General features: G+C 61.7%; 16 protein-coding genes. All 16 read left to right on the top strand.

Going from position 1 to position 24,086, the window contains the following annotated elements:
• The first annotated feature begins 18 nt into the window (after positions 1-18).
• The 16 genes from FVE66_RS17595 (at position 19) to FVE66_RS17520 (ending at position 24,080) form a co-directional block, all read left to right on the top strand.
• Positions 19-10,329, top strand: coding sequence for a cadherin domain-containing protein (locus FVE66_RS17595; RefSeq protein WP_206668787.1), 10,311 nt, complete (start codon positions 19-21; stop codon positions 10,327-10,329).
• Complete coding sequence (locus tag FVE66_RS17590; protein ID WP_151448770.1) at positions 10,326-11,762, top strand: efflux RND transporter periplasmic adaptor subunit; 1,437 nt, start codon at positions 10,326-10,328, stop codon at positions 11,760-11,762. Before FVE66_RS17595 ends, FVE66_RS17590 begins: the two co-directional genes overlap by 4 nt.
• Position 11,763: 1 nt before the next feature.
• Positions 11,764-13,866: a site-2 protease family protein gene (locus tag FVE66_RS17585; protein ID WP_151448769.1), complete on the top strand. Its 2,103-nt coding sequence runs from the start codon at positions 11,764-11,766 to the stop codon at positions 13,864-13,866.
• 104 nt (positions 13,867-13,970) lie between these two features.
• Positions 13,971-14,774 carry an ABC transporter ATP-binding protein gene (locus FVE66_RS17580; RefSeq protein ID WP_151448768.1) on the top strand — a complete coding sequence of 268 codons (804 nt, stop codon included), beginning with the start codon at positions 13,971-13,973 and terminating at the stop codon, positions 14,772-14,774.
• Entirely contained in the window at positions 14,771-15,553 is a 783-nt protein-coding gene (gene mlaE / locus FVE66_RS17575; RefSeq protein ID WP_151448767.1) for a lipid asymmetry maintenance ABC transporter permease subunit MlaE, read from the top strand. Before FVE66_RS17580 ends, mlaE begins: the two co-directional genes overlap by 4 nt.
• A 22-nt stretch (positions 15,554-15,575) precedes the next feature.
• Positions 15,576-16,049, top strand: a complete 474-nt coding sequence (gene mlaD, locus FVE66_RS17570) for an outer membrane lipid asymmetry maintenance protein MlaD (RefSeq protein ID WP_151448766.1) — start codon at positions 15,576-15,578, stop codon at positions 16,047-16,049.
• A gap of 8 nt (positions 16,050-16,057) precedes the next feature.
• On the top strand, positions 16,058-16,936 hold the full coding sequence (locus FVE66_RS17565; protein WP_338325401.1) for an MlaA family lipoprotein: 879 nt from the start codon (positions 16,058-16,060) through the stop codon (positions 16,934-16,936).
• A gap of 68 nt (positions 16,937-17,004) precedes the next feature.
• On the top strand, positions 17,005-17,664 hold the full coding sequence (locus FVE66_RS17560; RefSeq protein WP_151448764.1) for an MlaC/ttg2D family ABC transporter substrate-binding protein: 660 nt from the start codon (positions 17,005-17,007) through the stop codon (positions 17,662-17,664).
• Between the two features lie 6 nt (positions 17,665-17,670).
• Positions 17,671-17,928: an STAS domain-containing protein gene (locus FVE66_RS17555; protein WP_151448763.1), complete on the top strand. Its 258-nt coding sequence runs from the start codon at positions 17,671-17,673 to the stop codon at positions 17,926-17,928.
• A gap of 134 nt (positions 17,929-18,062) precedes the next feature.
• A complete protein-coding gene (locus tag FVE66_RS17550; protein WP_151448762.1) occupies positions 18,063-18,974 on the top strand; it encodes an ABC transporter ATP-binding protein in 912 nt (303 codons plus the stop codon).
• Entirely contained in the window at positions 18,971-19,726 is a 756-nt protein-coding gene (locus FVE66_RS17545) for an ABC transporter permease (RefSeq protein WP_151448761.1), read from the top strand. The genes FVE66_RS17550 and FVE66_RS17545 overlap by 4 nt, the downstream gene beginning before the upstream one ends.
• Before the next feature lie 56 nt (positions 19,727-19,782).
• Positions 19,783-20,025: a BolA family protein gene (locus FVE66_RS17540; RefSeq protein ID WP_151448760.1), complete on the top strand. Its 243-nt coding sequence runs from the start codon at positions 19,783-19,785 to the stop codon at positions 20,023-20,025.
• Positions 20,018-21,271, top strand: a complete 1,254-nt coding sequence (gene murA / locus FVE66_RS17535; protein ID WP_151448759.1) for a UDP-N-acetylglucosamine 1-carboxyvinyltransferase — start codon at positions 20,018-20,020, stop codon at positions 21,269-21,271. Before FVE66_RS17540 ends, murA begins: the two co-directional genes overlap by 8 nt.
• Positions 21,268-21,921, top strand: a complete 654-nt coding sequence (hisG, locus tag FVE66_RS17530; RefSeq protein ID WP_151448758.1) for an ATP phosphoribosyltransferase — start codon at positions 21,268-21,270, stop codon at positions 21,919-21,921. The genes murA and hisG overlap by 4 nt, the downstream gene beginning before the upstream one ends.
• 18 nt (positions 21,922-21,939) lie before the next feature.
• Positions 21,940-23,262, top strand: a complete 1,323-nt coding sequence (gene hisD / locus FVE66_RS17525; protein ID WP_151448757.1) for a histidinol dehydrogenase — start codon at positions 21,940-21,942, stop codon at positions 23,260-23,262.
• Positions 23,259-24,080, top strand: a complete 822-nt coding sequence (locus FVE66_RS17520; protein ID WP_151448756.1) for a DNA-methyltransferase — start codon at positions 23,259-23,261, stop codon at positions 24,078-24,080. Before hisD ends, FVE66_RS17520 begins: the two co-directional genes overlap by 4 nt.
• The last annotated feature ends 6 nt before the right edge of the window (positions 24,081-24,086 follow it).

The raw sequence follows: 24,086 nt of genomic DNA, 5'->3' as shown, positions 1-24,086 counted from the left end.
GTCGTTGCCAGCGACGGCGTGACCACGGCAAGCCAGCAGGCAGTGACGCTGACGATCAACAATGTCGACGAAGTGTCCCCGACGATCACGTCGTCGACGACGGCAACGGCGATCAACGAAAACACTGGCGCCGGCCAGGTTGTCTACACGGCCATCGCTACCGATGCCGCTGACATCAGTGCCGGCGTGACGTACAGCCTGTCCGGTACGGATGCGGCCTTGTTCACGATCGACAGCAGCACGGGCGCCGTGACGCTGACCGGCAATCCTGACTACGAGACGAAATCGAGATACAGCTTCAACGTCGTCGCCAATGACGGCGTGACGACGGCGAGCCAGCAGGCAGTGACGCTGACGATCAACAACGTCGACGAAGTTGCCCCAACGATCACGTCCTCGACGACGGCGACGGCGATCAACGAGAACAGTGGCGCAGGTCAGGTGGTCTACACGGCGATTGCGACTGATACCGCTGACACCAGCGCCGGCGTGACGTACAGCCTGTCCGGCGACGATGCGGCATTGTTCACGATTGACAGCAGCACGGGTGCCGTGACGCTGACGGGCAATCCGAATTACGAGACCAAATCGAGCTACAGCTTCAACGTCGTTGCCAGCGACGGCGTGACGACGGCGAGCCAGCAGGCAGTGACGCTGACGATCAACAACGTCGATGAAGTTGCGCCGACGATCACCTCGTCATCGACGGCGACGGCGATCAACGAGAACAGCGGTGCGGGCCAGGTCGTCTATACGGCGATTGCGACCGATACCGCCGACACCAGCGCCGGCGTGACCTACAGCCTGTCCGGAACGGACGCGGGCCTGTTCACGATCAACGCGACGACCGGCGCCGTGACGCTGATGGGCAATCCTGACTACGAGACGAAATCGAGCTACAGCTTCAACGTCGTCGCCAATGACGGCGCGACCACGGCAAGCCAGCAGGTAGTGACGCTGGCGATCAACAACGTCGATGAAGTAGCACCGACGATCACCTCGTCGACGACGGCGACGGCGATCAACGAGAACAGCGGTGCGGGCCAAGTGGTCTACACGGCGATCGCGACCGATACCGCTGACACCAGTGCTGGCGTGACCTACAGCCTGTCCGGTACGGATGCGGCCTTGTTCACGATCGACAGCAGCACGGGCGCGGTGACGCTGACCGGTAATCCGGACCACGAGACGAAGTCGAGCTACAGCTTCAATGTCGTTGCCAATGATGGCGTGACGGCAGCGAGCCAGCAGGCAGTGACGCTGACGATCAACAACATCGACGAAGTGTCGCCGACGATCACGTCGTCGACGACGGCGACGGCGATCAACGAGAACAGCGGCGCTGGCCAGGTCGTCTATACGGCCATCGCGACCGATACCGCCGACACCAGCGCTGGCGTGACCTACAGCCTGTCCGGAACGGACGCGGCCCTGTTCACGATTGACGAGACGACCGGCGCCGTGACGCTGACCGGAAATCCGAATTACGAGTCGAAGTCGAGCTACAGCTTCAATGTCGTTGCCAATGACGGCGTGACGGCAGCCAGCCAGCAGGCAGTGACGCTGACGATCAACAACGTCGACGAAGTGGCACCGACGATCACGTCCTCGACCACGGCGACCGCGATCAACGAGAACAGCGGCGCCGGCCAGGTCGTGTACACCGCGATCGCGACCGATACCGCTGACACGAGCGCCGGCGTGACCTACAGCCTGTCCGGCACGGACGCGGCCCTGTTCACGATCAACCCGACCACTGGAGCGGTGACGCTGACGGGTAATCCGAACTACGAGACCAAATCCAGCTACAGCTTCAATGTGGTCGCCAATGACGGCGTGACGACGGCCAGCCAGCAGGCAGTGACGCTGACGATCAACAACGTCGATGAAGTCGCACCGACGATCACGTCGTCGACAACGGCAACCGCGATCAACGAGAACAGCGGCGCCGGCCAGGTCGTCTACACGGCGATTGCGACGGATACCGCTGACACGAGCGCCGGCGTGAGCTACAGCCTGTCCGGAGCGGATGCGGCCCTGTTCACGATCAACGAGACGACCGGCGCGGTGACGCTGACGGGCAATCCGGATTACGAGACCAAATCGAGCTACAGCTTCAATGTCGTTGCCGATGACGGCGTGACGGCAGCGAGCCAGCAGGCAGTGACGCTGACGATCAACAACGTTGACGAAGTCGCACCGACGATCACGTCGTCAACGACGGCGACCGCGATCAACGAGAACAGCGGCGCCGGCCAGGTCGTGTACACCGCGATCGCGACCGATACCGCTGACACCAGCGCCGGCGTGACCTACAGCCTGTCAGGCGACGATGCGGCCTTGTTCACGATTGACGAGACGACCGGCGCGGTGACGCTGACCGGAAATCCGAATTACGAGTCGAAGTCGAGCTACAGCTTTAATGTCGTTGCCAATGACGGCGTGACCACAGCGAGCCAGCAGGCGGTGACGCTGACGATCAACAACGTCGACGAAGTCGCACCGACGATCACGTCGTCGACAACGGCAACCGCGATCAACGAGAACAGCGGCGCCGGCCAGGTCGTGTACACCGCGATCGCGACCGATACCGCTGACACCAGCGCCGGCGTGACTTACAGCCTGTCAGGCACGGACGCGGCCCTGTTCACGATCAACGAGACGACCGGCGCAGTGACGCTGACGGGCAATCCGGATTACGAGACCAAATCCAGCTACAGCTTCAACGTCGTTGCCAGCGACGGCGTGACGGCAGCAAGCCAGCAGGCAGTGACGCTGACGATCAACAACGTCGACGAAGTGGCCCCGACGATCACGTCGTCGACGACGGCCACGGCGATCAACGAGAACAGCGGTGCGGGCCAGGTCGTGTACACGGCGATCGCGACCGATACCGCCGACACCAGTGCTGGCGTGACGTACAGCCTGTCCGGCACGGATGCGGCCTTGTTCACGATCAACGAGACGACCGGAGCGGTGACGCTGACGGCGAATCCGGACCACGAGACGAAGGCGAGCTACAGCTTCAATGTGGTCGCCAGCGATGGCGTGACGACAGCGAGCCAGCAGGCAGTGACGCTGACGATCAACAACGTCGATGAAGTTGCACCAACGATCACCTCGTCGACGACGGCCACCGCGATCAACGAAAACAGCGGCGCGGGCCAGGTCGTCTACACGGCGATTGCGACCGATACCGCTGACATCAGTGGTGGCGTGACGTACAGCCTGTCCGGCGACGATGCATCGCTGTTCACGATCAATGCGACGACTGGTGCGGTGACGCTGACGGGCAATCCGAACTACGAAGCGAAATCGAGCTACAGCTTCACGGTTCTTGCCAGCGACGGCGTGACGGCAGCGAGCCAGCAGGCAGTGACGCTGACGATCAACAACGTCGACGAAGTTGCCCCGACGATCACCTCGTCGACGACGGCGACGGCGATCAACGAGAACAGCGGTGCGGGCCAAGTCGTCTACACGGCGATTGCGACCGATACCGCCGACATCAGTGCCGGCGTAACGTACAGCCTGTCCGGAACGGACGCGAGCCTGTTCACGATCAACACGATGACCGGTGCGGTGACGCTGACCGGCAATCCGAACTACGAGACCAAGTCCAGCTACAGCTTCAATGTGGTCGCCAATGATGGCGTGACGACGGCAAGCCAGCAGACGGTGACGCTGACGATCAACAACGTCGACGAAGTTGCACCGACGATCACGTCGTCGACGACGGCAACGGCGATCAACGAGAACAGCGGCGCGGGCCAGGTCGTCTACACGGCGATTGCGACCGATACCGCTGACACCAGCGCTGGCGTGAGCTACAGCCTGTCCGGTACGGACGCGGCCTTGTTCACGATCAACACGATGACCGGTGCGGTGACGCTGACCGGCAATCCGAATTACGAGTCGAAGTCGAGCTACAGCTTCAATGTCGTTGCCAGTGATGGCGTGACGCCAGCAAGCCAGCAGGCAGTGACGCTGACGATCAACAACGTCGATGAAGTGTCGCCGACGATCACGTCGTCGACGACGGCAACGGCGATCAACGAGAACAGCGGTGCCGGCCAGGTGGTCTACACGGCGATCGCGACCGATACCGCTGACACCAGTGCCGGCGTGACCTACAGCCTGTCTGGCACGGACGCGGCATTGTTCACGATCAACGGCAGCACTGGCGCCGTGACGCTGACCGGCAATCCCAACTACGAAGCGAAATCGAGCTACAGCTTCAATGTGGTCGCGAATGACGGCGTGACGACTGCCAGCCAGCAAGCCGTGACGCTGACGATCAACAACGTCGACGAAGTAGCACCGACGATTAATCTGAGTCTGACCGAGGCAGATAGTGCAGCGGCGATCAATACTGGCGGGACGCTCGAAGGCGGCTCTGGGGCCTTCAGCCCACAGACCAGCACCGGCTCATATGGACGATTCACAGTTGACGCGGATGGTTCCTGGGCTTATTCGGCGAACTCTGCCAACAACGAGTTTGTTGCAGGTCAGACGTACACCGACACCTTCACGGTGACGAATGTCGATGGGGTAACGACCTTGATAGTGGTCAATATCCTGGGCACCAACGACGCAGCGGCGCTCGGTTCGGCGACGGTCAACCTGACCGAAGCGGCAACGGCAGCGGCGATCAGCACGAGCGGCAGCCTGTCGATCAGCGACGTGGACAGCGACGCGACGTTCGAAGCCCAGACGGATGTGGCCGGAACCTACGGCACGTTCTCGATCGGCACGGATGGCGCCTGGACGTACACGGCAGATTCGGCGCGCAACGAATTCGTGGCAGGTCAGACCTACACGGACACCTTCACGGTATCCAGCGCTGACGGCACGCAGACATCCGTCGTTGTGAACATTCTCGGCACCAACGATGCGGCGGCGCTGGGCTCTGCGACGGTCAACCTGACCGAAGCGGCAACGGCGGCGGCAATCTCGACGAGCGGCAGCCTGTCGATCAGTGACGTCGACAGTGACGCAACTTTCGTAGCGCAGACAGGCACGGCCGGGAAGTACGGAACATTCTCGATCGGCACGGACGGCGCCTGGACCTACACTGCGTCTTCGGCCCACAACGAATTCGTGGCGGGGGTGACCTATACCGAATCCTTCACCGTGGCCAGCGCCGATGGCAGCACCACCTCGGTCGTCGTCAACATCCTGGGTACGAATGACGCTGCGGTCCTGGGTTCAGCAACGATCGATCTGACCGAAGCGAATACGGCAGCAGCGATCAGCACCAGTGGCACGCTGTCGATCAGCGATGTGGATAGCGCCGCAAGTTTTGCGGCGCAGACTGACGTCGCCGGAGCCTATGGCAAGTTCTCCATCGGGACAGACGGCGCCTGGACCTACAACGCCGACTCCGCCCACGATGAGTTCGTCGCCGGTCGTACCTACACTGACACCTTCACGGTGACCAGCGTCGACGGCACGCAGACAAGCGTGATCGTGAACATCACCGGCACCAACGATGCCGCCGTCCTTACATCTGCATCAATCAACCTGACTGAAGCAGACACGGCAGCGGCAATCAGCACGGACGGCTCGCTCTCCATCAGCGATGTGGATAGCGAACAGCAGTTCGTGGAGCAGGTCGGTACCGCCGGATCCTATGGAAAATTCTCGATAGGCGCCAATGGATCATGGTCCTATACGGCCGACTCTGCGCATGACGAATTCGTCGCGGGTCAGACCTATACCGACTCGTTCACGGTCACCAGCGCCGACGGTACGACAAGCACGGTCGTCATCAATATTGCAGGCACCAATGACGCTGCCCTGATTGGCGGCACGGCATCGGGAGCCGTCACGGAAGACGCGACCCTTGCTACCGGGGGCGTGTTGACGGTTTCGGATCCGGATTCCGGCGAAGCAGCATTCGCGCCGATCGAATCCGGAACTGGTGCCGGGCAGCACGGCAGCTTCACGTTTGAAGCAGGCACCGGCGCCTGGACCTACACAGTGGATAACGGATCCGGAGCAGTCCAATCGCTGCCAGCCGGCGCGACGCTGACCGACACATTCACCGTGGTCACGCTGGATGGAAGCAGCCAGACGATTACGGTCACCATCAGCGGCGCCAACGACGGCGCCCTGATCGGTACGCCGGGCGCGGCTTCTGTCACCGAAGACACCGGTGTCAACGACATCGGCAATCTGGTTGCGACTGGCACAGTTGGCCTGATCGACATCGACGCCGGTGAAAATTCATTCCGGACCAGTGTCACAGCAGCGCCTGGCACGCTAGGCCAGCTTCAACTGGCGGCCGATGGGAGCTACACCTACACGGTCTCCAATGAGGCGGTGCAATCGCTTGCCGTGGGAAAGGTGAAGGTCGAGACCTTTGCTGTCACGTCGCTGGACGGCAGTACCAAAGAGATCAGCTTCACCATCAATGGCAAGAATGACCTTGCGGGAGCGCAGGGTGACTCGTACGCCACCAACAGGAACCAGACGCTGATCGTCCCGGTAGCGCTCTCCGTTCTCGGCAACGATACGGATGCGGACGGTGATGCATTGTCGTCCAGTGTGGTAACCGGCCCGGAACATGGGACGCTTACGCTCAACGCAGATGGCAGCTTCACCTATACGCCGGATCAGGGCTATTTCGGAAGCGATGCGTTCACCTACCGCGCTAATGACGGCACGGCAGACAGCGAGATCGCAACGGTCACGATCCAGGTGCGCGGCGTTGTACAGCCGGAAATCGAGCTGCTTGCGGACTCGGGACCGAACACTACCGACAAGGTGACGAATGTCGCCTCGCTCAGGTTCAGCGATCCGGCGCCTGGCGTAACTCGCCTTTACAGCATAAATGGCGGCCCGGCCACCAGCACCTTCACCCCGCCGCAGCAAGATGGCGAATACACGGTGCAGGTGATTGATAGCGACAGCCACGGCAATAGCGAGTTCTCCAGTCTGAGCTTCACGCTGGATCTCAGCGGTCCGCAAGTCGCGGTGTCCGCAGGCAGTCCAGTCCTGAATGCTGGCGAATCGACCACGCTCACCTTTACTTTCGGCGAAGTCCCGACCGGCTTCGAGTTGAGCGACATCAGCGTCAGCGCCGGCACCCTCGGCGCCCTTGTTCCGACCAGCGATCCGAAAGTGTTCACGGCCTTGTACACCCCGCCGGTGAACATGGCGGCAACGACCGTAACGGTTGCAGTCGGCGCCGAGACCTACGCGGACGCCGCAGGGAACAAAGGGTCTGCTGGCAACGCCACGCTGAGCGTGGATACGGCAGTCAGGCTCTTTGTTGATGCCTCGCCGGTCATCGTGATGAACGAAGACACGACGGTGCACCTCAGCAAAAATGATTTCCCGTTGCGTCTGACGAACAGCGCGAGTGCAAGTATCAGCGTACCGGACAGCAGCATCTGGGTGGTGCTGGACAGCATTCCGGTCATCGGACTTGCCAGGCTGGCTGACGCGAATGGCAATCTGACCGAGGTCGTAGCCGGCACCCGGATACGACTCGACCAGATATCGAATCTGCAGTTCACGCCCAAGCAGGACGAGTTTGCAGTCCGTTACGACAAACTGAATTTCCACCTCGAATACGGCGAGCCTGGACGGATGAGCACGACGACAATGTCGGAGCTGAATTTCAGCGTGCGCAACGTCAACGATGCGCCGATCGGCAAGGCGATCGAGCCGATCACCCTGAAGCAGGGGCAGACGGTGCGGATGGACCTCAGATCCGTATTCGCCGATGTCGATCCGGAGGACCTGGGCAAGCTCACCTACACCGTGTCCGCAGCGGACGGCGTGACCGCAACTGTCAACGGCTCGATCCTGACAGTGACGAATACGCTGGGTGTTTCCAGCCCGGTGACCTTGATGATCACCGCCAAGGATCGGGCCGGTGCGACGGGCACTGCGTCGATCGCGGTCACCCTGGCCGGGCCCGAGACATTGCCGAATATTGCACCGACGCTGACTGCGCCCGGCGCGGTACAGATCGCGGAGACAGCAAAGGCAGGGGACCTGTTGTTCACCATCGCTGGCAACGACGCCGTGGCCGACAATGCGGATGGGATCAACGAGAGCCTCAGTTATACGCTGACCGGCGCAGATTCCAGCCGGTTTGCGGTGGACGCGCAGGGCAACGTCACCCTGCTCAAGCCGCTCGACTTCGAAAAGCCGTCGGACCTCGGCGGAACCACCGTTGGCGACAATGTCTACTCGTTCACCGTGAATGTCGCGGATGGCCGGGGCGGCGTGGCGACCAAGGATGTGTCGGTTCAGGTCACCAATGTGATCGAAGGCGCGCAGCCGGGCATCGGCGACGGCAACATCGAAATCGGGGTAGAAGCGGGCGGCAGCAATCAGGTCGACCTGAGCAAGATTTACTTCAACCCGGAAGGCGGCTCGCCGATCGCGTTCCAGATCGGCTTCACTGATTCGAACGGCAATTTGATATTTGGCAATCCTGTCACCGACCCGCTGACGGGCGTGACTGCCACGCTCAGCGGCTCGATGCTGAAGATTACGGCCCCGGCCAACTTCAGCGGATTCTTCAATCTGTCCGTGCGTACCACAGCCAACCAGATTGATACCGACTATACGGCGCATGTCTCGCTGGACAAGGATACGGACGGGGTTGACGATTTCACCGAGCTGTTCGCCGGCGACATGAACAACGACGGCCTCACGGACGACCTGCAAAGCAACGTGGCCTCGTTCCCGACGGTCAGTTCGGATCCGGCCGATCCGACCAGCTACATGTCGCTGGCGGCCACCAGGGGCACCAGCCCGGTGATCACCGATACCCTGAACGAGATGAACGTTGCGTTGAATGCGGCGCTTCATGGAGTGCTCGGCAATTCGGCCGAAGAGCAGGCATTGCTCGCCACGATTTCGTCGGCGCTGAAAATCGAGGGCGTCGGCGTGGGCAGCGTGTCACGCGAACTGGGCGGAAAGATACTCGGCGACGTTGGCAGTGCGGAGCAGGTGGCCGGAATGAGCCTGCAGAGCCTGGATGCGCCGCTCGGCATCCTTCAGTTCACCCTCAAGCCCGAGATCATCGAATCGCCGCAGCAACTGGCGGCCCTCAAGGCTGCGAACGAGCAGGCGTACAACGAGTACCTGGCATTCAAGCAAAGCTACGAAGCAGAGCTGAGGGATGGCTTCGCCACCAGGCAACAGATGGTCAAGGTGCTGCTGCCGGCAGGTACGTTGATCAACAGCTTCCTGAAGCCAGTGTTCCAGACCGATGCGGCTGGCGAGTATGCTCTCGACTCGACTGGCAACATGATCATTGTCCGCTACGAGGACTACGTCCTGAAGAATGTCGTGGTCAATGGAAAGCAGATGCTGACCGGCGCCAAGTTCTTCAACGCCGACGGCAATGAAATCCAGGACATCAGGTCGCTCAATGCCGAACAACTTGCGGCCGCGGGGCTCTCGTATGTCGAGATTTATTTCGTCGACAACCAACGTGGCGATGAAGACCAGACGATCGGATCGATCCTCGATCCGGGCATTTTCGCGCTGATCGAGAGCACGCGAGCAGCCTTCACTGATACGGGTGCGGGCACCGGCACCGGCACAGGAGCGACGGCGTCGACGAACGATCCGGCACAGGCTCCGATCCTGGGGCCGGTGGTGATCGACAATAATGTGCCGGCGCTCGCATTCCGCGTCGACATCAGCCTGCCGACAGCCCACGACAGGCAGCCGGTTTCTTCATTCGATTCCTTGTTGCGTCCGTCCCAGATCGCTTTCTCCACCGAGAGCGGGCTGGAGTCCAACGGCGCCGGCGCCTGGGAGCGGTTCAACTTCTCCGATTGGGGACGCAAGGGAGGAATGGCCGATCCGAACTTCACCATGAACATCGGGTGGCAGGCAATGGTCTTGCCGTCGCAAGCGGCCAACCTGACTGTTTTCCGGGGTGTTGGAGACCAGTTCGCTGAACGCGAGTCGGTCGGCAGCTTTCCGATCCCGCCGGATGCATTCGTGCACACGAAATCCGATGCCTGGGTCGAATTGACAGCAGAGCTTGCTGACGGTAGCCCGCTGCCGAAATGGTTGCAGTTCGACAGCCGCAGCGGTGTGTTCAAATTCGTAACGCCCAAGGCGTTCGATGGTGAGCTGAAGATCAAGTTGACGGCCCACGACAACGCCGGACGCGAGGCCAGGACCATGTTCCGCTTCCAAGTCGGCGAGCAGAACGATAAGATCGGCGGCCGTCCGAGTTTCTCGGACCAGTTGAAAAACGCAATCAAGGGTGGCAGCAAGGAATTGCCGCAACCTCGGCCTGCCGCACCAATAATCAAAGGAAGCCCTGATTCGGCCAAACCTTCATGAGTGATCCGGTAATAAGCATCCAGGAAAAGCCGGCGGAGCCGGCATCAGGCCGCGCCGAGCCGGCTGCCAGCACGGCCAACACCCCGCTGGCAGCGCTACTCGATTTGTCCCGTCGCGCCCGTCACGCTCGGGACATGGCCGAGCTGGCGTTCATGGCGGTCAACGACAGTCATTCGCTGGCGCCATATCGGCAGGCTGCGCTGTGGTTCGAAGGCGGCGGTCTGCGTGCGCTTTCCGGCGTGGTGCAGATCGAGGCCAATGCCCCGTATGCGCATTGGCTCGAGCGAGTATTCCGGCACGTGAGCATCGAGAACAGGCGGCCGCACGCATTCGACAAGACCGATCTGCCGGAAGACCTGGCAGAAGAGTGGGACGAGTGGTTGCCTGAATCTGCGATGTGGCTGCCGTTGCCAGCGCCGCGCAATATAAAGAACAGTACGCGCGGGGCACTGCTGCTGGTGCGCGACCTGCCGTGGTCCGAGCAGGAAGGGTCGCTGCTGGTTGAATGGATGGACGTCTGGAACCATGCCTGGCAGGCGCGTTTCAAGCCGCCCCTGTTTTCCTGGCATGTCTGGAAAAGCCGCGTTCTTGGTTTCATTCGGCCCGAGGAGGGCGCCGGGCGATGGTGGCAACACCGTCCTGTCTGGATCACCATTGCCGTGCTCGTAATATTGTTCTTCCCGGTGCGCCTGACCGTGCTTGCTCCAGGCGAGCTGGTTGCAGCCAGTCCGGCAGTGATCCGCTCGCCGCTTGAGGGCGTGATCGAAAGCTTCGCAGTGCGGCCGAACCAGACCGTCAAGAAGAATCAGGTACTGTTCAGTTTCGACGAGGCATTGATCGAATCGCGCCTCGAGGTTGCCCGTCAGACCATGGCGACCGCTGAAGCTGAATACCGGCAAACCACGCAGCAGGCGCTTTCCGACGTGCGTTCCAAGGCGCAGATGGCACTGTTGACCGGCAAGATAGAGGAGAAGCGGGCGGAAGTGGTGTACCTGGCGGAGCAGTTGGCCCGCGCCCGGGTACTGGCGCCCCAGGACGGGATGGTGCTGGTTGACGATCCCAGCGAGTGGATAGGCCGTCCCGTCTCTGTCGGCGAGCGTGTGATGCGCATCGCGACGCCGAACGACAAGGAAGTGGAAGCCTGGGTGGCGATGGGCGATGCCATTCCCATGATGGAAGGCGCCTCGGTCAGCCTCTACCTGAATTCCAGCCCCTTGTCTCCGGTGACGGCGACGCTTCGCTATATTTCCCATGACGCCGTACAGCGGCCCGACGGCAGCTATGCCTATCGTGTGCGCGCCCGCCTGGACGAGTCGACTGATCACCGTGTCGGGCTGAAAGGAACTGCCAAGTTGTATGGCGAACGCGTGCCGTTCTCTTACTGGCTGATGCGCCGGCCGCTGGCCACGATCCGCTCGACGCTGGGCCTGTAGCATGTCCTTGCCTGCGCTGCGCGAGGAACTGAGCCTGATGCCCGGCGCAAACCTGCCGGATGGGCAGCCGAGCTGGACGCTGCACGACCCGGTCCGAAACCGGTACTACAAGATCGACTGGCTGACGCTCGTCATCCTGCAGCGATGGTGGATGGATGATATCGACGAAATTGTCGGCGCCATCGCTATCGAGACCACGCTGCACGCCGAGCCCGCCGATGTCGAAGGCGTGCGCACCTTCCTGACGGACAATGAACTGCTGCAGCGCACCGGGGGCGACAACGCGCGCAAGATGGCGGACCGGCTGGCGGCCATGCAGGGCACGGCTTTCAATTGGCTGGTCCACCACTACCTGTTCTTCCGCATACCGCTGGTGCGGCCCGATCGTTGGCTGGGGCGCATGCTGCCGGTTGCAGAGTTCTTTTTCTCGCGAAAATTCCTGCTGGCTACGCTGGCAGCGTTCGGCATCGGCTTGTTCGAGGTGGCCCGGAACTGGGACAGTTTTTCCGCTTCGCTGATGGACACCTTCAACCTGGCCGGATTCCTGGCTTACGGCGTGACGCTGTTTGGGGTGAAGGTGTTTCACGAGCTCGGACATGCGTTTAGCGCGAAACGGCTGGGCTGTCGGGTGCCGGCGATGGGCGTTGCTTTCCTGGTCATGATGCCGGTTGCCTACACCGACACCAACGACACCTGGCGCCTGACCGACCGCATGCAACGCTTGCAGGTTGCGACCGCGGGAATTGCCACCGAACTGATGATTGCCAGCTGGGCCACGCTGGCATGGGCGCTGTTGCCCGACGGGGCGCTGCGGTCGTCCGCATTTTTTCTGGCGACCACCAGCTGGATTGCCACGATTGCGATCAATGCCAGCCCGTTCATGCGTTTCGACGGGTATTTCATCCTTTCCGACTGGCTCGACATGCCCAACCTGCACGAGCGCAGTTTTGCATTGGCGCGCTGGCATTTGCGCGAAGTGCTGTTTGATTTGCGCGAGGACAGGCCTGAGCATTTTTCGCGGCGCAAGGAGATCGCGCTCATCCTGTTCGCATGGGGCGTCTGGATCTATCGGCTGGTGTTGTTCCTCGGGATCGCCGTATTGGTCTATCACTTCTTCGTGAAGGCGGTCGGCATCCTTCTTTTCGTGATTGAAATCGGTTGGTTCGTGTTGAAACCATTAAAGCAGGAAATCATGGCCTGGAAACCTCGCTGGCCCGTCATCGCCTCCCGTGCCCGTTCGCGGCGGTCCGCCATCATTGCCGGCGCACTCGTTGCGCTGGTGTTCATGCCCTGGCCTGGCCGCATCGGCGTCAGCGGAGTCCTGAAACCGGCCGAGACCGTTCCGATTTTTGCCCCGCAAGGCGCGCGCGTGGAAAGCGCGCCACCGGCCGAGGGCGCCACCATCGCCGCCGGGGCCGAGGTGTTGCGACTTTACTCCCCCGATCTGGCATGGCGCCGGGCCGGCCTGAAGGCCAAGGTCGACCGCCTTCGCTGGCAGGCTGCGGCTGCCGGTCTGGACACCGACACCCGTTCACGGCTGCAAAGCTTGCAGGTGGAGCTGGCGACTGCGGAAGCCGAACTGACCAGCCTGGAAGAAGAGTTGTCCTTGTATTCGCCGAAAGCGCCCTGGCCAGGCGTGGTGCGCGACGTCGATCCCGACTTGCACCGTGGCCAATGGGTGGGGCGCAAGGAACGCATCGCGATCCTGGTCAAGCAGGGTGCCTGGGTAGTGGAAACCTATCTGGACGAGGAAGAAGTCAAGCGCATTTCAGTGGGCGACAGCGGACGCTTTTCCACGGACGGTGGCGGCGGGCCTTCGCTCAGCCTGAAGGTGATGGGCGTCGACGCCGACGCGACGCGGGTACTGCCCAATGCGATGCTGGCCACGATCCATGGCGGTCATATCATCGTCCGGGAGAAAAACAACCAGGTCATTCCGGAGCAGGCCATGTACCGCGTCACGCTGGCCGTCGAGGACAAGCCGGCCGCGCTGTCCACCCAGGCATGGCGCGGAACGGTGGTGATAAACGGAACCTGGCAGGTTCCCGGCTGGCGCTATTTGCGCAATGCCCTGGCGATCCTGGTGCGCGAGTCCGGCATGTAGGCAGGCCTGCAATAACATGAATTGGCATGGCCCGGCGTCCCGGTACCATCCTGAGCGATCTGGCTTTCTGAACTACAATGTCAGCTTTCGCAATAATCCGCCCCGTGTCCAATCTCGTTGAAATTCGTGACGTCCAGTTCGGCTATGGCGACAGGTCGATCCTGTCGGGTCTCGCCATGTCTTTCCCCAAGGGGAAAGTGGTGGCTGTCATGGGCGGATCCGGTTCCGGAAAGACCACCATCCTCCGCTTGATCGGAGGACAAGTGCGTGCCGGGCAAGGAAGCGTGACCGTCAACGGCGAGCCCGTGCGTACCGACGATCAGGCTGCCTTGTACAGGATGCGGCGCAAGATGGGCGTCCTGTTCCAGCATGGTGCGCTATTTACGGACCTGTCTGTATTTGAAAATGTCGCTTATCCGCTGCGGGAAAATACCGACTTGCCGGAAGGCATGATTCGCGACCTGGTGCTGATGAAGCTGGAGGCGGTGGGGCTGCGTAATGCCGCACAAATGATGCCGAGTGAAATTTCTGGTGGCATGGCGCGCCGCGTAGCGCTTGCGCGTGCCATTGCGCTGGATCCGGAGCTGGTCATGTATGACGAGCCCTTCGCCGGACTGGACCCGATTTCGATGGGCATGACTGCCAAGCTGATCCGGGAACTGAATGACGCACTCGGCTCGACCTCGATCCTGGTCTCGCACGACGTGCATGAGTCGTTCCTGATCGCCGATTATGTTTATTTCTTGTCGCAGGGCAAGATCGTAGCGGAAGGAACCCCCGCCGAAATGACGGCGTCGGATGATCCCTATGTACGGCAATTCGTGAATGCGCAGCCGGACGGGCCGGTTCCGTTCCATTATCCCGGCCGTTCGCTGGCGGAAGACCTGGCACTGGAGCAATCGGAATGATCGGCCGTTTTCTGCGCTGGCTCGGGGGTGCGCTGCGCGAATACGTGGCAGACGTTGGTCATGGCACGCGTATGTTCTTTGCCGTGCTGCGGGCATCCGGCGGAATGCTGCGGCGTCCGCGGCTTGTTTCCGACCAGGTTCACTTCATCGGCAACTATTCGTTGGTGATCATTGCAGTGTCGGGGCTGTTCGTCGGATTCGTGCTTGGCTTGCAGGGTTATTACACGCTCAACCGCTACGGTTCGGAACAGGCGCTCGGTTTGCTGGTCGCATTGTCGCTGGTGCGCGAGCTTGGTCCGGTGGTGACTGCCTTGCTGTTTGCGGGCCGGGCGGGCACCTCACTGACGGCGGAAATCGGCCTGATGAAGGCCGGCGAGCAGCTTGCGGCAATGGAGATGATGGCGGTCGACCCGGTGCAGCGCGTGCTGGCACCCCGGTTCTGGGCCGGCGTCATTGCAATGCCTGTCCTGGCGGCCATTTTCAGCGCGGTGGGCATCCTCGGCGGCTACGTGGTCGGCGTACAGCTGATTGGCGTGGATGAGGGTGCTTTCTGGTCGCAGATGCAGGACGGCGTGGATATCTGGAAAGATATCGGCAACGGCGTCATCAAGAGCGTGGTGTTCGGATTTGCCGTCACCTTCATCGCGCTGCTTCAAGGTTACGAGGCGCAGCCGACGCCAGAAGGCGTCTCGCGCGCGACAACGCGCACCGTTGTCATCGGGTCGCTAACGGTTCTGGCCCTTGACTTCATCCTGACTGCGCTGATGTTCAATCAGTAGTCGTTAATTCTGGACATGCACCATGCAACGTAAATCAATTGATCTGTGGGTAGGCCTGTTTGTCGTGCTTGGCGCGGCCGCCCTGTTTTTCCTCGCGCTCAAGGCGGGCAACATGAGCTCGCTCAGCTTTGAGAAGACCTATCCGGTCGTCGCGCGCTTCGACAACATAGGCGGGCTCAAGCCGCGTGCGCCGGTCAAGAGCGCCGGCGTGGTGGTCGGCCGGGTCGGCGAGATCCGTTTCGACGACAAGTCGTTCCAGGCCCAGGTGACGATGCAGATGCAAGCGGGCTATAAATTTCCGAAGGATAGTTCGGTAAAAATCCTGACTGCCGGCTTGCTGGGCGAGCAATATATCGGCCTGGAGCCGGGTGGCGACACGGCATTGCTTGCGGCAGGTGACCGCATCAAGATGACGCAGTCGGCCATTGTGCTTGAAAACCTGATCAGCCAGTTCCTGTTCAGCAAGGCCGCGGAAGGGAGCGGAGACAAGAAATGAAGACGGCAATGAATTTCCTTGTCACGATCGCACTGGCAGGCCTGCTGTCCGGTTGCGCCGTCGGCAAAGACCCACGCGACCCCTTCGAGGGCTTTAACCGGGCGATGTTCACCGTTAATGACAAACTGGATCAGTACGCGCTGAAGCCGACCGCTGAAGTCTATCGTGACAACGTCCCGTCGTTTGTCCAGACCGGTGTCTACAACTTCTTCGGCAATCTGGGCGACGTATGGACCGCGGTCAACAATCTGTTGCAGGGAAAAATCGGCGACGGCGTCACTGACGTGATGCGGGTGGCGGTGAATACGTTCCTGGGGTTCGGCGGCGTGCTGGATATTGCGTCCGAAGCCGGGATGCAAAAGCACAAGCAGGACTTCGGTGCGACCCTCGGGGTATGGGGCGTGGGTTCGGGCCCTTACGTGGTGCTGCCGATCTTCGGATCCTCAACATTGCGCGATACTGTGGCGCTTCCTGCCGATATGGCCGGTGACGTGTGGGGCGATGTCCGGCCGGTCTGGCAACGAAACACCGGCCGGGTTTTGCGGATTGTCGACTTGCGCGCCGGCGTGCTCGATGCAGTGACCCTGATCGAAGAAGCAGCGCTGGATCGCTATGAATTCGTCCGCGACGGCTACTTGCAGCGCCGTGAATACAAAGTCCGCGGCGATGCCCCCCCGAAACGGCAGCGTGACGAACAGGAAGAGCAACAAAAGGAAGAGCAACAAAAGGTAAAACCGGTTTCATCTTGGCAAGATTTGCAGGAACCTCGAGAATTCGGTGCCGTCGAATCTGCTCCTCAGGTGCCACCGGTCATGGCCGAGGGCATACGCCTGCGCCTGTCCCCGGCCGTCCGCCAACGCGCCGAGCCGGGGCCGTCTCCTTCCTGATGTCATCCATTCAGGGTTCTCGCGAGTTATGGGACATATGACTTGGGATCCCTTCAAAGGCTTTACAAATGAGTTCACTTAAAAAAATTCTGGCAGCGGCGGTCGTCGCCCTATCGTTTCTCCCGTTTGGCCTGGCCCATGCGCAGCAGGAAGCGCCTGACGCCTTGGTCAAGCGCATCAGCCAGGACGTGGTGGATACCGCCAGGGCCGACAAGGAAATCCAGGGTGGCAACCAGCAACGCGTTCTGGAACTGGTCGAAGCCAAGATCATTCCGCACGTTAATTTCCCGCGGATGACCGCGCTGGCAGCAGGACGTTACTGGCGCGAAGCAACCCCGGAACAGCAGAAGCGCCTGACCGCCGAGTTCCGCGACTTGCTCGTTCATACCTATTCCGGTGCAATCTCCCAGGTCCGCGACCAGAAGCTGGTGTTCAAGCCCATGCGTGGCAGTGTGAATGACGATGAAGTAGAGGTCCGCTCCGAGGTCCAGCAATCGCGCGGCGAGCCGATCCAGTTGAATTACCGGCTCGAAAAGACGCCGAACGGCTGGAAGATCTATGACATGAATGTGCTCGGCGCCTGGCTGGTGGAGACCTACAAGGGCAATTTTGCTACGGAAATCAGCAAGGGCGGCATCGACGGCCTGATCAAGACCTTGGCCGAACGCAATGCCAAGCTCCGGGCCGGCACCGGCAAAGCCCGGGTTGCATCCCGTCAGCCTGCCTGAGTTGCCATGTACCAGCCCGGTCCGTCCCTGACATTTGCCAACGCCCGTGCCGCTCTGGCGGCGGGGCTGAAGGCAATCGAAGCCGGGGAGACGGCATTTGACCTGTCCGCTGTGACTGAGGTCGATTCCACTGCCGTCGCTGCGTTGCTTGCGTGGCAGCGCGCCGCCCGCGCGCGGGGCGCGGTCCTTTCAGTGGTGAATGCGCCGGCCAACCTGACCAGCCTGGCGCAACTCTATGGTGTTGCCCGGCTTCTCCCCGCCTGAGTCCGCTGTGCCGGCTCCCTGCTGGCACACAGGCTGGCTGAGAGCAATTCTTTTATAATGGCAGGTTCCCCTTCCCGTATCGGGCGGACGGCTGATGCCGGCCGACATCCATTACCAGAGTGAATCAGCCAACCATGGCGGCCATCCAGATTACCGAAGTCAAGAAACGTTACGGCGCCCTGCAGGCGCTCGATGGCGTGTCCTTGGCCATCGAAGAGGGCGAATTTTTCGGCCTGCTCGGCCCTAACGGCGCCGGCAAGACCACCCTGATCTCCATTCTCGCAGGACTTAACCGTGCTGACTCCGGCACGGTCACCATTCGCGGACACGACGTGGTTCGCGACTATCGCAATGCCCGGCGCAGTCTCGGCGTGGTGCCGCAGGAACTGGTGTTCGACCCGTTTTTCACGGTGCGCGAGACCTTGCGCATGCAATCGGGCTACTTCGGATTGAAGAAGAATGATGCGTGGATAGATGAAGTGATGCATCACCTCGATCTGACGAACAAGGCCGATGCCAACATGCGTTCCCTGTCCGGCGGCATGAAGCGCCGGGTGCTGGTGGCCCAGGCGCTGGTGCACAAGCCGCCCGTGATCGTGCTCGACGAACCGACTGCCGGAGTCGATGTCGAGTTGCGCCAGACTCTGTGGAAATTCATTTCGCGGCTGAACAAGGAAGGGCATACGGTGGTTTTGACCACCCACTACCTTGAAGAGGCGCAGGCCTTGTGCAACCGGGTTGCCATGCTCAGGGGGGGCAAGGTGGTCGCCCTTGATACGATGGCCGGGCTGATCCGCCGCATTTCCGGCTCCCAGCTCGAGCTGACGCTGGCCAGGGGCGAGTTGCCGGAATCGCTGCGCTCGCTGGTTTCGCATCCGGAAGCGGGCGGGCCCGCCAACAAATACGTACTGCGTGTCAACGAATACGCCGAAGTGGAGCCGATACTCGCCGCGTTACGCGAGGCCGGCGCCGAGATCGGCGACATGCAGCTGCACCAGGCCGACCTGGAAGATGTGTTCATCCAGATCATGGAAGGCGAGAAATGACCGGGTTTCAAACGTTGTTTTACAAGGAAGTGCTGCGATTCTGGAAGGTGGCCACACAAACCCTGACCGCGCCGATCGTGACTGCCATGCTGTACCTGATGATCTTCGGCCACGTGCTGCAGGAGCATGTCCAGGTCTACCCTGGCGTCACCTACACGGCATTCCTGATTCCGGGCCTGGTGATGATGAGCGTGCTGCAAAACTCGTTCGCCAATTCGTCATCGTCGCTGATACAGTCCAAGATTACCGGCAACCTGGTGTTCGTGCTGTTGCCGCCGTTGTCGCACTGGGAGCTGTACGGCGCCTATGTGCTGGCGGCGGTGGTGCGTGGCCTCGCAGTAGGACTGGGCGTTTTCGCGATTACCGCGTGGGTTGGGCGACCCAGCTTCGTCGCGCCATGGTGGATTGTCATTTTCGCGTTGCTGGGCGCCGGCATCCTTGGCACCATGGGACTGATCGCAGGCATCTGGGCGGAGAAGTTCGACCAGCTGGCGGCCTTCCAGAATTTCCTGATCATGCCGGCAACCTTCCTGGCCGGCGTGTTTTACTCCATACACTCGCTGCCGCCGTTCTGGCAGGCGGTGTCGCACGTGAACCCGTTTTTTTATATGATTGACGGCTTTCGCTACGGATTTTTTGGTCAGTCGGACATCAATCCGCTCGTCAGCCTTGCTATCGTTGGATCCTTCTTCGTCGTTGTGTCCGGGCTGGCCATCCAGCTCCTGCGCAGCGGTTACAAGCTGCGCCACTGAACTACCGCGTAACCTGATCCATCTCCACCAAATTCACCGATTCCGAAAGCGTCATCGTGCTGCCTACACCCGACCTCGTCAGACAATACATTGCCGCGGGCCTGTCCTGCACCCATCTTGAGGTGGAGGGCGACGGACAGCATTTCAGCGCCGTGATCGTCTCCGAAGCCTTCGCCGGCAAGCGGCTGATCCAGCGCCACCAGCTGGTCTATGCCGCGCTGGGCGACCGCATGCGTGAGGAGATCCATGCGCTGTCGATGAAAACCCTGACGCCCGAAGAGTTTGCCCGCAATGGATAAGCTGCTGATTACCGGCGGTAACCGTCTGTCTGGCGAGATCACGGTATCGGGCGCAAAGAACGCCGCCCTGCCCATCCTGTGTGCCGGCCTGTTGACTGCTGACGACATCAAGCTGTCCAACGTCCCGCACCTGCAGGATGTCAGCACCATGATCAAGCTGCTGCAGCAGATGGGCCTGCGCGCTGATCGGGACGCAGAACAGGTCCTGCTTAACGGCAGCGCCGTGGACAAGCTGGAAGCGCCATACGAGATGGTCAAGACGATGCGCGCATCGATCCTGGTGCTGGGCCCGCTGCTGGCGCGCTTCGGCGAGGCGAAAGTATCGCTGCCGGGCGGCTGCGCCATCGGATCGCGTCCAGTGGACCAGCATATCAAGGGATTGCAGGCGATGGGCGCGGAGATCGCGATCGAAGCCGGCTACATCCATGCCAAGGCCAAGCGGCTCAAGGGCACGCGTGTCGTGACCGACATGATTACGGTCACCGGCACCGAGAACCTGCTGATGGCCGCGACGCTGGCCGACGGCCGCACGGTGCTGGAGAACGCGGCGCGCGAGCCGGAGGTCACCGACCTGGCGAACTTGCTGGTGAAGATGGGTGCCCGCATCGAGGGCATCGGCACCGACCGGCTGGTGGTGGACGGCGTCGAGCGACTGCACGGCGCCAGCCATGCCGTCATTGCCGACCGCATCGAAACCGGCACGTTCCTGTGCGCGGTTGCGGCGGCTGGCGGCGATGTCACGCTGAGCAACACCCGCAGCGACCTGCTGGACGTGGCCATGGACAAATTGCGGGAAGCCGGCGCCGTGCTGACCAGCGGGCCGGACTGGATTCGCGTGCAAATGGCATCGCGGCCAAAGGCCGTGAGCTTTCGCACTACCGAATATCCGGGATTCCCGACCGACATGCAGGCCCAGTTCATGGCGGTCAACAGCATTGCCGACGGTGTCAGCCGCGTGACCGAAACCATTTTCGAAAACCGCTTCATGCATGTGCAGGAAATGAACCGTCTCGGAGCGGCTATCGTCATCGAAGGAAACACGGCCATCATCGACGGTGTCGAGCAACTGTTCGGCGCCCCCGTCATGGCGACTGACCTGCGGGCGTCGGCGTCGCTCGTGATCGCGGGCCTGGCTGCCAAAGGCGAGACCATGGTGGACCGCATCTATCACCTCGACCGGGGCTACGATCGGATGGAACTGAAGCTGCGGGCCGTCGGCGCGCGGATCGAAAGAGTGAAATCATGAGCCAGCAACTGACCCTTGCCCTGTCCAAGGGGCGCATCTTTGAAGAAACCATGCCGCTGCTGAATGCTGCCGGCATCGTCGTCACCGAAGACCCGGAAACCTCGCGCAAGCTGATCCTCCAGACCAACGATCCCGGCGTGCGGGTGATCATCGTGCGGGCCTCCGATGTGCCGACCTATGTCCAGTATGGCGCGGCGGATTTCGGCGTGGCTGGCAAGGATGTGCTGCTCGAGCACGGCGGGGAAGGGCTGTACCAGCCGATCGACCTCAATATCGCTCGTTGCCGCATGTCTGTTGCGGTATCGGCCGGATTCAACTATGCCAGCGCCGTCAGGCAGGGAGCACGGCTGCGGGTTGCGACCAAATATACCGAGACAGCCCGCCAGCACTTTGCGGCAAAAGGCGTGCACGTCGACCTGATCAAGCTGTATGGCTCGATGGAGCTGGCGCCGCTGGTTGGCCTGTCGGACGCCATCGTCGACCTGGTCAGCACCGGCAGCACGCTGCGCGCCAACAACCTGGTCGAGGTCGAGGAGATCATGCAGATTTCGTCGCGCCTGGTCGTAAATCAGGCGGCCATGAAGATGAAGCGGGAGCGCTTGCAGCCGATACTGGCCGCATTCGAGCGAGCCGCCGCCGCCACCCTCTGACATCCGGACTCTGACATCATGCCCGACTCCGCCATTTCCATCCGCCGGCTCGATTCCACCGAGGCCGGCTTTCGCGAGCAACTGGCAGCAGTGCTTGCCTTCGAGGCGAGCGAGGACGAAGCGATCGACCGCGCGGCCGCGACCATACTGGCCGACGTCAAGTCACGCGGTGACGCGGCCGTGCTGGAATACACGAACCGCTTCGACAAGCTGGCTGCCAGCTCCCTCTCCGAACTCGAGTTGCCGCAGGCCGAACTGCGGGCGGCGCTGGAGCAGCTGGCGCCAGGGCGCCGCTCCGCCTTGCAGTCGGCAGCGGACCGGGTGCGCAGTTACCACCAACGGCAAAAGACCGAATGCGGGTCCGACGGTTTCCTGTACACCGAGGCTGACGGCACCGTGCTCGGACAGAAAGTCACGCCGCTGGATCGCGTCGGCATCTACGTGCCGGGCGGCAAGGCCGCCTATCCGTCCTCGGTGCTGATGAATGCGATACCTGCGCGGGTCGCCGGTGTGCACGAGATCGTCATGGTGGTGCCGACGCCGCAGGGGATCAAGAACCCCCTGGTGCTGGCCGCCGCCGCGATAGCAGGCGTGGACCGGGTATTCACCATTGGCGGCGCGCAGGCAGTCGGCGCACTGGCCTACGGCACGCAAACCGTGCCGCCGGTCGACAAGATCGTCGGCCCTGGCAATGCCTATGTCGCTGCCGCCAAGCGGCGCGTATTCGGCACTGTCGGCATCGACATGATTGCCGGACCTTCCGAAATACTGGTGATCTGCGACGGCACCACCGATCCGGACTGGGTGGCAATGGACCTGTTCTCGCAGGCCGAGCACGATGAGCTGGCGCAGTCGATCCTGCTGTGCCCCGATGCCGCCTATATCGATCGGGTCCAGGCCAGCGTCGACCGGCTGCTGCCAACCATGCCGCGCGCCGGCGTCATCCGGACATCGCTGGCCGACCGTGGCGCGCTGATCCTTGTGCGCGACATGGATGAGGCTTGTGAAATCGCCAATTTCATCGCCCCCGAACATCTCGAGATTTCCGCCATGGACGCCGGGAAGTGGGCCGCCAAGGTGCGCCACGCCGGTGCCATGTTCCTTGGCCGCTTCTCGTCGGAGGCGCTGGGTGACTATTGCGCCGGTCCCAACCATGTGTTGCCGACCTCGCGCACCGCGCGCTTTTCGTCGCCGCTTGGCGTGTATGACTTCCAGAAGCGCTCCAGCATCATCCAGGTCAGCGAAGCGGGCGCCCAGGTGCTGGGAAGGATCGCTTCCGAACTGGCGCACGGGGAGGGCTTGCAGGCGCATGCGCGTTCGGCCGAGCTGCGGTTGAAATGACCCAGGCTGAACTGCCCCGGGATATCTGGCGCAACCGTATTTTTGCGGAAGACGCGCTGGACGGCCTGGCTCGCATACCGGATGGCGTGGTCGACCTGCTGGTTGCCGACCCCCCATACGGGCTGGGCAAGGACTACGGCAATGATTCGGACAAGATGGAGGCCGAGGAATACCTGGCCTGGATGACTCGTTGGGTTGACCTGGCCCTGCCCAAGCTCAAGCGCAATGGCAGTCTGTACATATTCCTGACCTGGCGCTATTCGCCCGAGGTGTTCGTCATGCTCAAGCAGCGCATGACCATGTTGAATGAAATCATCTGGGACCGGCGGGTGCCGTCGATGGGCGGCGGCACCCGCAAGTACTCCTCGGTGCACGACACCATCGGTTTCTTTGCGCGGGCGCGGGATCATTATTTCGACCTCGACGCCATACGCATCCCGTATGACGCCGAAACCAAGAAAGCGCGCTCGCGATCGATTTTCGTGGGTGCGAAGTGGCTGGAAATGGGCTACAACCCGAAAGACGTCTGGAGCGTGTCCCGGCTGCATCGCGAGCACCGCGAGCGCGCCGACCATCCGACCCAAAAGCCGCTCGAAATCATCGAGCGCATGATCAAGGCGTCCTGTCCGCCCGGCGGGCTGGTGCTGGACCCGTTCATGGGGAGCGGCACCACCGCCGTGGCCGCGCGGATGCTGGGCCGGGATTTCACCGGGTTTGAAATGAATCCGGTTTACTGCGAGCTGATTGCCAAACGCCTGGAGGCGTTGCAGGGGCCGCAACAGATCATGGACAAGGATAGCGCCACCAAAGTGGCCTGAATGCAA

Source organism: Lacisediminimonas profundi (assembly GCF_008831265.1).
GTDB lineage: Bacteria > Pseudomonadota > Gammaproteobacteria > Burkholderiales > Burkholderiaceae_D > Lacisediminimonas > Lacisediminimonas profundi.
The sequence above is the reverse complement of the archived record's forward strand: the minus strand, read 5'-3'. Positions and strand labels throughout refer to the sequence as shown.

Excerpts from the sequence above, each read along its gene's own strand:
- FVE66_RS17590 (WP_151448770.1), top strand. The coding sequence starts at position 10,326 with ATGAGTGATCCGGTAATAAGCATCCAGGAAAAGCCGGCGGAGCCGGCA.
- FVE66_RS17585 (WP_151448769.1), top strand. The coding sequence starts at position 11,764 with ATGTCCTTGCCTGCGCTGCGCGAGGAACTGAGCCTGATGCCCGGCGCA.
- mlaE (WP_151448767.1), top strand. The coding sequence starts at position 14,771 with ATGATCGGCCGTTTTCTGCGCTGGCTCGGGGGTGCGCTGCGCGAATAC.
- mlaD (WP_151448766.1), top strand. The coding sequence starts at position 15,576 with ATGCAACGTAAATCAATTGATCTGTGGGTAGGCCTGTTTGTCGTGCTT.
- FVE66_RS17565 (WP_338325401.1), top strand. The coding sequence starts at position 16,058 with ATGAATTTCCTTGTCACGATCGCACTGGCAGGCCTGCTGTCCGGTTGC.
- FVE66_RS17560 (WP_151448764.1), top strand. The coding sequence starts at position 17,005 with ATGAGTTCACTTAAAAAAATTCTGGCAGCGGCGGTCGTCGCCCTATCG.
- FVE66_RS17555 (WP_151448763.1), top strand. The coding sequence starts at position 17,671 with ATGTACCAGCCCGGTCCGTCCCTGACATTTGCCAACGCCCGTGCCGCT.
- FVE66_RS17550 (WP_151448762.1), top strand. The coding sequence starts at position 18,063 with ATGGCGGCCATCCAGATTACCGAAGTCAAGAAACGTTACGGCGCCCTG.
- FVE66_RS17545 (WP_151448761.1), top strand. The coding sequence starts at position 18,971 with ATGACCGGGTTTCAAACGTTGTTTTACAAGGAAGTGCTGCGATTCTGG.
- murA (WP_151448759.1), top strand. The coding sequence starts at position 20,018 with ATGGATAAGCTGCTGATTACCGGCGGTAACCGTCTGTCTGGCGAGATC.
- hisG (WP_151448758.1), top strand. The coding sequence starts at position 21,268 with ATGAGCCAGCAACTGACCCTTGCCCTGTCCAAGGGGCGCATCTTTGAA.
- hisD (WP_151448757.1), top strand. The coding sequence starts at position 21,940 with ATGCCCGACTCCGCCATTTCCATCCGCCGGCTCGATTCCACCGAGGCC.
- FVE66_RS17520 (WP_151448756.1), top strand. The coding sequence starts at position 23,259 with ATGACCCAGGCTGAACTGCCCCGGGATATCTGGCGCAACCGTATTTTT.